The organism is Pseudarthrobacter sp. NKDBFgelt (assembly GCF_046097905.1).
Classification (GTDB): Bacteria; Actinomycetota; Actinomycetes; order Actinomycetales; family Micrococcaceae; genus Arthrobacter; species Arthrobacter polychromogenes.
Genome location: NZ_JBJURL010000111.1, coordinates 1 through 10,189 on the forward strand (window position 1 = coordinate 1; position 10,189 = coordinate 10,189).

Here is a 10,189-nt window from a genome sequence, read left to right on the forward strand (position 1 = left end):
GACCGGCGGATGTGGGACTCCGACAGGCTCCACATGTCCAAGGCAGGACATAAGTACCTGGCGGGGCAAGTGCTGGAATGCAAGGCGGCAGGGCTCTCGGCGGCCACCGACGCGTCAGGAGGCGGGGCGGCCGGCAGCGTATACATGAAGCTCAACCTCACCAACACCGGCTCCGAACCGTGCGTCCTCCGCGGCTATCCCGGGGTGTCCCTAACCGCTGATGCGGCCGGTGCTCCCATCGGCGCGCCGGCGGTCCGCGACGAATCCACCGCGGCGGCGGATGTCCTCCTGGCCCCCGGACAAACCGGCTCGGCCGTGCTGCGCTACACCCAGGCCGGCAACTACTCCGACTGCGGCATAGTGGATGCGGCCGGCTACCGGATCTACCCGCCCGAGGACACGGAATCCCTGTTCCTGCCCCAGCCCACCAGGGCCTGCAGCAACAGTGCGATCACGCTGCTGGCGATCAGCCCGTTCCAGCCGGCCTGATTTCCTCCGCGGCGGGACTCCACAAAGAAACTGCAGGCGGTCCGGCAAGATGCCGGGCCGCCTGCAGTTTCTCTTTGTTTGGACTTGTTCGGGCTCGTTCGGGGCGTGGTTACCTGGTGGCCGTGGTGGTCCGGCCGGCGCGGGCAGTGCCGCGGGACAGGGCAACACCCAGCCCGATCATGGCGACGCCGAGGACGAAGTGCAGCCAGTCATCCGCCGTGTTCACCGGCACGAAGTTCGCCGCGGTGTCCTTGCCGATCAGGAGGCCATAGATCCACAGGACCAGGTAGACGGCGCCGCCTCCGATGAGGTAGTTCCGGGACTGGGCGGCGCTGCGAGCCATGGCGATACCGGCCACACCGAACAGCAGGTGGACGATGTTGTGCAGGATGGATACCTGGAAGATGCCCAGCAGCAGCGCCCCGGATTCATGCCCGGCGAAGCCCAGGGTTTCGTAGTTGGTGGTGATGCCGGGGATGAAGCCCAGGACGCCCACAAGGAGGAAGACAGCTCCCACGGCAAGGGCTGCCGTTTGGATGGTGGTCCGGCCCACTGCGCGGCCGTCGGAACTCATGCTCATGACGTCTCCTGCTGTTTGTCGTGATGTTCACTTCGTGCCTGCCGGGCTGCCACCTGACCATAGACTTAAACCCCGACATCGTAAGTATACTTAGCAAATACGCCATCTATGGGTGGGGGTTCATAACGGACCCATCACAAACTGGCCCACCGGGGCCTGGATAAAAAGGCAGGCTGAGCAGGCATGACGTCGATTTGGCTGGACCGCAGCGAACCGTTCACCTCTGATCCGTTCGAGCCGGGAGGCACCTACGACACCGTGGTGGCCGGCGCGGGGCTCACCGGCCTGGTCACCGCACTGCTGCTGGCACGCTCCGGGCAGAACGTTCTTGTCCTCGACGCCAGGTACCCCGGCGCCGTGACCACCGGAAACACCACCGCCAAGGTGACCCTGCTGCAAGGGACGTTTCTGGCACAGCTCGCCCGCCAGTATTCACAGAAGCAGGTGCAGGCGTACGTGGATGCCAACCGCGAGGGCCAGGCCTGGCTCCTGCGGTACCTCGACGAACATAGCGTCCCGTACCAGCGCAGGGATGCCTACACCTACGCAGCCTCCGCGCAGGGGACGGAAAAGCTCCGCGAAGAGGTCAGCGCCGGCACCACCGCCGGGCTGGAGCTGGAATACGTGCGCGACGCCGGCCTGCCGTTTCCCGTCCACGGCGCCGTCCGCCTGGCGGACCAGGCACAGATCCACCCGGTGAAGGTGCTGGAGACACTGGTGTCGGACATCCGGGGCCGGGGAGGATCCGTGGTGGGCGGCGTGCGGCTGCAGGACGTCACCGGCAGCGGACCCGCCACGGTGCACACCGACCACGGCACCGTCACCGCCAACGAGGTGGTGCTCGCTACCGGCATTCCCGTGCTGGACCGCGGGCTGTACTTCGCCAAACTGAAGCCCAGCCGCTCCTACGCGGCATCCCTCCAGCTGCAGGAGGACCAGGCTCCGCCCCCGGGCATGTACCTCTCCGTGGAACAGCCCACCCACTCGCTGAGGGACTACGACGCGGACGGCCGCCGACTGCTCCTGGTGGGCGGGCACGGGCACCACGTGGGCCGGGCCAGGTCCGAGAAACACCATCTTGGCAGCCTCCTGGACTGGGCCGCCCGGCACTACCCCGGCGCCGTTGCCACCCACACGTGGTCCGCGCAGGATTACATGCCCACCAACCTCATGCCTTTCTTTGGCAGGTTCCCACGCGGCAAAGGCCACATCCACTTCGGTACCGGCTACAGCAAGTGGGGCATGACCAACGCAGTGGCGGCCGCCGTCGGCATCTCCGCCGACATCCTCGGCGGGAACGTGCCCTGGGCGGACACCATCCACCGCAGGGTCACCTCGCCCTCCGGCGCCCTCTCCGCCGTCGCCCTTAACGCCGGCGTGGCGGGCAAGCTTGCCTCCGGCTGGGGGCAATTAGCCGCGGACGGCCTGCGAAAGGACAAGAAGGCGCCGGATCCCGCCCCGGTGGTTCCGGCCGAAGGCGAGGGCAGGGTGTACAGCCAGGGACCCAAACCGGTGGCCGCCTCCACCGTGGACGGCACCACCTGCAGGCTGTCCGCCGTCTGCACGCACCTGGGCGGAATCCTGCACTGGAATGACAGCGAGCTGACCTGGGACTGCCCGCTGCACGGCTCCCGGTTCAGCAGCGACGGGAAACTCCTGGAGGGGCCCGCCACCAGGGACCTTCCGTCCGCGGGCAAGGCGTGAACCCGGGCAGGCGGCCGGCATCAGTGTCGGTGCCTTGGGGCATGATGGAGGCATGATCGAGGAAGAGGCCCCCACCAGCGGAAAGGGCACCGGCGCCAGCACCATGGCCCAGTTCAGCAGGCCCACGCGCGACTGGTTCCTCGGCGCTTTTTCAGAGCCAACGCCCGCGCAGGAGGGCGCCTGGCATGCGATTTCCTCGGGTTCACACGCCCTGGTTGTAGCACCAACCGGCTCCGGAAAAACCCTCGCCGCCTTCCTCTGGGCGCTGGATCGGCTGCTCGTGGCTTCCTCCGCGGAAGCACCGGAAGCACCGGTTGCTGCCGGAGTTGCGGGAAACTCCACGGCCGCAGCGAAAGGCAAGCGTTCCCGGGCACCGAAGCGCAAGACCCGGGTCCTGTACATTTCACCCCTGAAGGCCCTGGGTGTGGACGTGGAACGGAACCTCCGCTCCCCGCTGATCGGCATCACCCAGACCGCCAAGCGCCTTGGGCTGCCGGCACCGCTGACCACCGTGGGCGTCCGCTCCGGGGACACCACCACTGCTGACCGCCGCGCACTGCTGAGCAACCCGCCGGACATCCTCATCACCACCCCGGAATCCCTGTTCCTCATGCTCACGTCCAAGGCGCGGGAAACGCTGACCGAAGTGGACACCATCATCATTGATGAAGTCCACGCCGTGGCCGGGACCAAACGCGGCGCCCATCTGGCGGTCTCCCTCGAGCGGCTGGATGCCCTCCTGCCCAAGCCGGCCCAGCGGATCGGACTGTCCGCCACCGTGGAACCCAAGGAACTCGTGGCGCAGTTCCTGGCGGGTTCAGCACCGGTGGAGATTGTTGCCCCTCCTGCCAGGAAGAACTGGGACCTCACCGTCTCGGTCCCGGTGGAGGACATGTCCGACCTCCAGGGCGCCGCGGGGGCTTTCGACTCCGGCCCCGCCTCCGGACTCCAGCCGCAGGCATCGATCTGGCCGCACGTGGAAGAGAAGATCGTGGACCTGGTGCTGGCCAACCAGTCCACCATCGTGTTCGCTAACTCCCGCCGCCTCTCGGAGCGCCTTACGGCCAGGCTCAACGAGATTTACGCGGAGCGGCAGCTGGTGGCGGCCGGCGGCGGCTGGGATGACCCGGCCCAGCAGGCAGCGGCGCCCGGCGTTCCCGCCTCCACCCCGGCGCACATGATGGCGCAGGCTGGAAGCTCTGCGGGGGCAGATCCGGTGCTGGCCCGCGCGCACCACGGCTCCGTTTCGAAGGACCAGCGGGCGCTCATCGAGGACGACCTGAAATCCGGCCGGCTGCGGTGCGTGGTAGCCACGTCCTCCCTGGAGCTCGGCATCGACATGGGCGCCGTGGACCTGGTGGTGCAGGTGGAATCGCCGCCGTCCGTGGCCAGCGGCCTGCAGCGGGTGGGCCGGGCAGGGCACCAGGTGGGCGAAGTCTCGCAGGGCGTCCTCTTCCCGAAGCACCGGGCGGACCTCGTGCACACCGCCATCACGGTGGAGCGGATGCTCGGCGGGAAGATCGAGCGCCTCAGCATCCCCGCCAACCCGCTGGACATCCTGGCCCAGCAGACCGTTGCCGCCACCGCGTTGGGCAGCATCGACGTCGAGGACTGGTTTGCCACCGTGCGGCGCTCGGCGCCCTTCGCGTCACTCCCCCGCTCAGCGTTCGAAGCCACCCTGGACCTGCTAGCCGGACGCTACCCGTCCGACGAATTCGCCGAACTCCGCCCACGGATCATCTGGGACCGCAACGCGGGCACCATCGAGGGCCGGCCGGGCGCGCAGCGCTTGGCGGTGACCTCCGGCGGGACCATTCCCGACCGCGGGCTTTTCGGTGTGTACATCATCGGCACGGAGGTGGAAGGATCAGCCTCCCCCGCCACGGATGGCAAACCGGCGCCCGCTCCCAAGGGTGGCCGGCGGGTCGGCGAGCTGGACGAGGAGATGGTCTACGAATCCCGGGTGGGGGACGTTTTTGCGCTGGGCGCCACCAGCTGGAAGATCGAAGACATCACCCATGACCGCGTGTTGGTCTCACCCGCCTTCGGCCAGCCAGGCAAGCTGCCTTTCTGGAAGGGCGATTCGCTCGGCCGGCCCGTGGACCTGGGCCGTGCCCTGGGCGCGTTCGTGCGCGAACTCTCGGCGTCCGACGCCGGCCCTGCCACCGAGCGCTGCAAAGCCAGCGGGCTGGACGAGTTCGCCGCGAACAACCTGATCCAGTACCTCACCGAACAGAAGCTGGCCACCGAAGTGGTGCCCAGCGACACCACCCTGGTGGTGGAGCGGTTCCACGATGAGCTGGGCGACTGGCGCGTTATCCTGCACAGCCCGTTCGGCATGCCGGTGCACGCCCCCTGGGCACTCGCCGTCGGGCAGCGCCTGCACCAGAGGTACGGCCTGGACGGCTCAGCGATGGCCGCGGACGACGGCATCGTTTTGCGCGTTCCCATGATGGAGGATGAGCCACCGGGAGCGGAGCTGTTCCTCTTCGATCCCGAGGAGCTTGAGCAGATTGTCACAGCCGAGGTGGGCGGGAGCGCGCTGTTCGCCTCGCGGTTCCGGGAGTGTTCCGCACGGGCGCTGCTGCTGCCCCGGCAGACCCCGGGCAAGCGGCAGCCGCTGTGGCAGCAGCGGCAGCGGTCCGCCCAGCTGCTCGACGTCGCCCGGAAGTACCCAACCTTTCCCATCGTGCTGGAAACCGTCCGTGAATGCCTGCAGGACGTCTACGACCTCCCGGCGTTGAAGGACATCGCGGCGTCCGTTGAGCGGCGCGAGCTGAGGATCGTCCAGACCACCACGTCCCAGCCGTCCCCGTTCGCCAAGTCCCTCCTGTTCGGGTACGTGGCGCAGTTCCTGTACGAAGGCGACTCTCCTCTCGCGGAGCGCCGTGCCGCCGCACTGGCCCTTGATTCCACGCTCCTTAACGAGCTGCTGGGGCGCGTTGAGCTGCGCGAACTGCTGGACGCCAAGGTCATCGGGGCCACCGAGCGCGAGCTGCAGCGGCTGGCGCCGGACCGGCGGGTGCGGGGCATGGAAGGAGTGGCGGACCTGCTGCGGCTGCTTGGCCCCCTGGCGCCCGAGGAGGTGGCCGCCAGGCTGGAACCAGACGGGGCGAGCCAGCCACCCGGCGTCCCCGGGGTGGGCACTGCGGACACCAGTGCCTCTGAGGAAACCGGTCACGTTGAAAGCCCGGTGGACGCCGGGCACGCCCAACCGGCGGAGGCCACCGCCCACCTGGTGGCCCTTCAGCGCGCCAACCGTGCCATCAAGGTGAACATCGGCGGCGCGGAACGCTTTGCGGCTGTGGAGGATGCCGCGCGGCTGCGGGATGCGATAGGCGTTCCGCTGCCCATGGGGGTCCCGCTCGCATTCATCGAACCCGTCGCGGATCCCCTCAGCGATCTGGTTTCGCGGTATGCCCGCACGCACGGACCCTTTACCGCGGCCGAGGCAGCAGCACGGCTTGGCTTGGGCGTGGCAGTGGTAAGCACTGCCCTGAAACGCCTGGCAGCAGACGGGCGTGTGGTGGAGGGCGAGTTCCGGCCGCATGCAGGGCCACCGGAAACCGCCCCAAACACCACCGGTGGTGCCGCCGGAGACGGCACTGAACCGGAGGAAAGCCCGCCGGCAAGTGAACCACCCGCGCCCAGCCTTTCCCCGCACACGGTGGTCAGCGAATGGTGCGACGCCGAGGTCCTGCGCAAGCTCCGCCGTCGTTCGCTGGCAGCCCTCCGCGCGGAAGTGGAACCGGTGGACGCGGCAGCCTACGGGCGCTTCCTGCCCGCCTGGCAGCATGTCAGGACACCCGGCGGAGGGCGCGGCCAGCCGTCGCTGCGGGGGCTGGACGGCATCATCACCGCCGTCGACCAGCTTTCCGGGGTCCCCATTCCGGCGTCGGCCTGGGAACCGCTGGTCCTTGCCGGCAGGGTCTCCAACTACCAGCCGGCCATGCTGGATGAACTGATGGCCGCCGGGGAGGTGCTGTGGTCAGGCGCCGGAGCCCTGCCGGGAAACGACGGCTGGATCAGCCTCCACCTTGCCGACTCCGCCGAACTGACGCTGAATCCTGCCATCGAATACGAACCCGGGGATGCGCAGCAGCGCCTCCTGGAGCACCTTCGCAACAACGGCGGCGGCTACTTCTTCAGGCAGCTGACGGACGTCGCCGGGGGCATGGATGCCGTCCTCAGCGACCAGGAAGTGGTGACGGCACTCTGGGACCTGGCATGGGCGGGCCGGATCACCGGGGATACGTTCGCCCCGGTCCGCGCGCTGATCGCCGGTGGCCACACCGCGCACCGGCAGGTGGCCCGCGCACCCCGCGCCAGGGCACCCCGGCTCAGCAGGCTGGGCCGTTCCCACGGGAGCGGGCTCATGGGATCGCCAGGCCTGGCGGGCGGCAGGTACAGCGCGTCGGCCGGAGGTGCGTCAACTCCCCCGATGGCCGCCGGCCGCTGGTCTGCCCTGCCGCAACCGGAACTGGACCCCACCATCCACGCCCGTGCCACGGCTGAACTCCTGCTGGACCGCTACGGCGTGGTCACCAGGGGGTCCGTGATGGCGGAACAGATCCTGGGCGGCTTCGGCCTCATGTACAAGGTCCTCGCGAGGCTGGAGGAAGCCGGACGCTGCCGGCGGGGCTACTTCATCGAGCATTTGGGTGCGGCCCAGTTCGCCGTTCCGGCCACTGTTGACCGGCTTCGTTCCTACTCGGAGGACACGCAGCTCGCCCGGCCCGAACCCGTTGCCCTCGCGCTGGCAGCAACGGACCCTGCCAACCCGTACGGAGCGGCCCTCCCCTGGCCGGCCCTCCAGGACGACGCCGGTACTGGGCACCGTCCCGGGCGGAAGGCAGGTGCCCTGGTGGTGCTGGTGGACGGGGCGCTGGTCCTTTACGTGGAGCGGGGCGGCAAGACACTGCTGGCCTTCAGCGGCGATGAAGCCGTCCTCTCGGCCGCCGGCGCGGCACTGGTGGGCGTGGTGACCCGGGGAGCCGTGGACAAACTGATCATGGAGAAGGTAAACGGGCACGGCATTTTGGATACCCCTATAGCTGCCGCGCTGAGCTCGGCCGGCGCCTATTCCACCCCGAAAGGACTGAGGATCCGTGCCTGAGGGCGATTCCGTCTGGCGGGCAGCCAACCAGCTGCACCAGGCCCTGCAAGGACAAAAGCTCCTTGCTTCCGATTTCCGCGTGCCCCGCTTTGCCACCCTCAACCTTGCCGGCTGGACCGTTGCGGAGGTGGTGCCCCGCGGCAAACACCTGCTGATGCGTGTGGTGGGGCCCGACGACAAAAAGCTCACCATCCATTCGCACCTGAAAATGGAGGGAACCTGGCAGGTGTACCCGCCCGGCGGAAGATGGCGGAAACCCGGCTACACAGCCCGGTGCGTGCTGCGCACCGCCGCAGCGGACGCCGTCGGATTTTCCTTGGGGATTGTTGAGGTCGTTGCCACCGCCAGCGAGGACTCCATCGTGGGTTTCCTGGGACCGGACCTGCTGGGGCCGGACTGGGACCTGGACGAGGCGGAGCGGCGGGTCCGTTCCGCCCCGGACGTCCCCATCGGCGTGGCGCTGCTGGACCAGCGCAACCTGGCCGGGATCGGCAACATCTACCGCTGCGAAACATGCTTCCTGTCCGGCGTGCACCCTGCCTCCCCGGTCTCGGCGGTCCAGGATGTGCGGACCATGATGACGGACGCCAAACAGCTCCTGGAGGTCAACCTGGGCCCGGGCCGCCGCGTCACCATCCTCAACGCCCGCGGCATGCCGGTCGGCCGGATGGCGGGGCGGCCCGGCTACTGGGTCTACCGCCGGGAACACCAGCCCTGCCTGAAGTGCGGGACGCCCATCCGCCGCGGCGTGCTGGGCAAGCTGAACGGGGACGAGGAACGGGACATCTACTTCTGCCCCCAGTGCCAGTCGCTGCCGGCCCAGGGGTAGGCCACCGTTTGGTGCCTCAGCTGTTGCCGGCCAGGGACGCCGGCGCAGGAGTTCCGGGGTTGCTGCCTCCCGGTGAAGCGATGTCTGCGCGGCGTGACGCCGGCACCATGAACAGCGGGAGCAGCAGCTGGACCAGGGGTCCGATGGCGAGGGCGTAGACAACGGTGCCCACGCCCACCGAGCCGCCCAGGAACCACCCGACAGCCAGGACCACTACCTCGATCAGCGTGCGGGACCACCTGACGGACCAGCCGGTGCGCCTGGCCAGGCCCGTCATCAGCCCGTCGCGGGCGCCGGGACCAAACCGGGCACCGATGTAGCAGGCTGAAGCGATGCCGTTCAGCAGCACCGCGCCGCCGAGCATGCAGATCTGCCCGCCCAGATGGGTCACAGCCGGAATCAGGGCGAGGCCAATGTCCGCGAACACGCCAACCAGGATGGCGTTGCACAATGTGCCGAAGCCGGGCCACTGGCGCAGCGGAATCCAGAGCAGAAGCACCAGGAAACTCACGATGATGACCACCACGCCGATGCTGAGCCCTGTCCTGCCGGCCACGCCCTGGTGGAAGACGTCCCAGGGGTCCAGGCCCAGTCCTGCACGGATGAAGATGGCCAGCGAGACGCCGTACATGGCGAGGCCGGTAAAGAGCTGGAGGAGTCTGCGGGTCAACATAAAGACGACTCTGGCAGAAAACTGGCCTTGAATTACATAGCCAGTTTGAGATACTGGCCTGATGTCATCCCTCACCGCCTCCGGTCTTTCCCGTCTCCTGGGCGAATGGAACGCCGCCGCAACGCCCGGCTACCGCGAGCTGGCCGACGTCGTACGCCTGCTGGTGCTCGACGGCCGGGTGGCCCTGGACACTGCGCTGCCCAGCGAGCGCGCCCTGTCTGAAGCCCTGGGCGTCAGCCGGACCATGGTGACTGCCGCCTATGGGCTGCTCCGCGAGCAGGGCTTCCTGACCGGCGGCCAGGGCAGCAGGAGCCGGACGCGGATCCCGCGCCTCACCCCGGCTGGCACCACGCTCTTCACGGGACCGGCGCGGAACGATCCGGCGCTGACCGCCCCCGGGCTCGCCGCTCCGGAAGGACTGATCGACCTCGCGTACGCCTCGCTTCCTGCCAGCGGCGAGGTGGTGCACCGTGCGTTCGCCGCCGCCCTCACCGAGCTGCCTGCCCTGCTCCCCGGCTTCGGCTACGACGCCTTGGGCCTGCTCCCGCTCCGGGAGGCAGTTGCGGCGCGCTACACGGCGGCCGGGGCGCCCACTACCGCCGGCCAGATCATGGTGACATCGGGGGCGCAGCACGCCCTGAACATCATCCTCCGCTCCCTGGCCGGCAGGCAGGACCGCGTACTGGTGGAGCATCCCAGCTACCCCAACGCCCTCGACGCGATCCGGGCTGCCGGCTGCAGGCCGGTCCCGGTGGCATTCTCCGCCGGTCCCGGCACAGGCACCCGCGGCGCCCGTGC

General features: G+C 68.8%; 7 protein-coding genes. 5 read left to right on the forward strand and 2 right to left on the reverse strand.

Features of this window, described 5'->3' with window-relative positions:
• Window positions 1–489: DUF4232 domain-containing protein (locus ACKAE7_RS19505; protein ID WP_408980054.1), on the forward strand; the 489-nt coding region annotated here is incomplete at its 5' end.
• A gap of 109 nt (window positions 490–598) precedes the next feature.
• Here the strand turns inward: ACKAE7_RS19505 and ACKAE7_RS19510 are convergent.
• The gene (locus ACKAE7_RS19510; RefSeq protein WP_190613198.1) at window positions 599–1,063 is read right to left on the reverse strand and encodes a DUF4383 domain-containing protein; all 465 of its coding nucleotides are present in this window, start codon (window positions 1,061–1,063) and stop codon (window positions 599–601) included.
• 189 nt (window positions 1,064–1,252) lie between these two features.
• Between ACKAE7_RS19510 and ACKAE7_RS19515 the strand changes: the two genes are divergently transcribed.
• The 3 genes from ACKAE7_RS19515 to ACKAE7_RS19525 are packed head-to-tail and all read left to right on the forward strand — an operon-like array spanning window position 1,253 to window position 8,718.
• Entirely contained in the window at window positions 1,253–2,773 is a 1,521-nt protein-coding gene (locus ACKAE7_RS19515; protein WP_408980055.1) for an FAD-dependent oxidoreductase, read from the forward strand.
• 52 nt (window positions 2,774–2,825) lie between these two features.
• On the forward strand, window positions 2,826–7,889 hold the full coding sequence (locus ACKAE7_RS19520; protein WP_408980056.1) for a DNA glycosylase AlkZ-like family protein: 5,064 nt from the start codon (window positions 2,826–2,828) through the stop codon (window positions 7,887–7,889).
• Complete coding sequence (locus ACKAE7_RS19525; protein WP_408980057.1) at window positions 7,882–8,718, forward strand: Fpg/Nei family DNA glycosylase; 837 nt, start codon at window positions 7,882–7,884, stop codon at window positions 8,716–8,718. The genes ACKAE7_RS19520 and ACKAE7_RS19525 overlap by 8 nt, the downstream gene beginning before the upstream one ends.
• 16 nt (window positions 8,719–8,734) lie before the next feature.
• Here ACKAE7_RS19525 and ACKAE7_RS19530 read toward each other — a convergent pair whose 3' ends face one another.
• Window positions 8,735–9,391, reverse strand: a complete 657-nt coding sequence (locus ACKAE7_RS19530; protein WP_408980058.1) for a YczE/YyaS/YitT family protein — start codon at window positions 9,389–9,391, stop codon at window positions 8,735–8,737.
• A 58-nt stretch (window positions 9,392–9,449) separates the two neighbouring features.
• Between ACKAE7_RS19530 and ACKAE7_RS19535 the strand changes: the two genes are divergently transcribed.
• On the forward strand, window positions 9,450–10,189 hold a 740-nt coding region (locus ACKAE7_RS19535; protein ID WP_408980059.1), incomplete at its 3' end, for an aminotransferase class I/II-fold pyridoxal phosphate-dependent enzyme.

Excerpts from the sequence above, each read along its gene's own strand:
- ACKAE7_RS19510 (WP_190613198.1), bottom strand. The coding sequence starts at position 1,063 with ATGAGTTCCGACGGCCGCGCAGTGGGCCGGACCACCATCCAAACGGCA.
- ACKAE7_RS19515 (WP_408980055.1), top strand. The coding sequence starts at position 1,253 with ATGACGTCGATTTGGCTGGACCGCAGCGAACCGTTCACCTCTGATCCG.
- ACKAE7_RS19520 (WP_408980056.1), top strand. The coding sequence starts at position 2,826 with ATGATCGAGGAAGAGGCCCCCACCAGCGGAAAGGGCACCGGCGCCAGC.
- ACKAE7_RS19530 (WP_408980058.1), bottom strand. The coding sequence starts at position 9,391 with ATGTTGACCCGCAGACTCCTCCAGCTCTTTACCGGCCTCGCCATGTAC.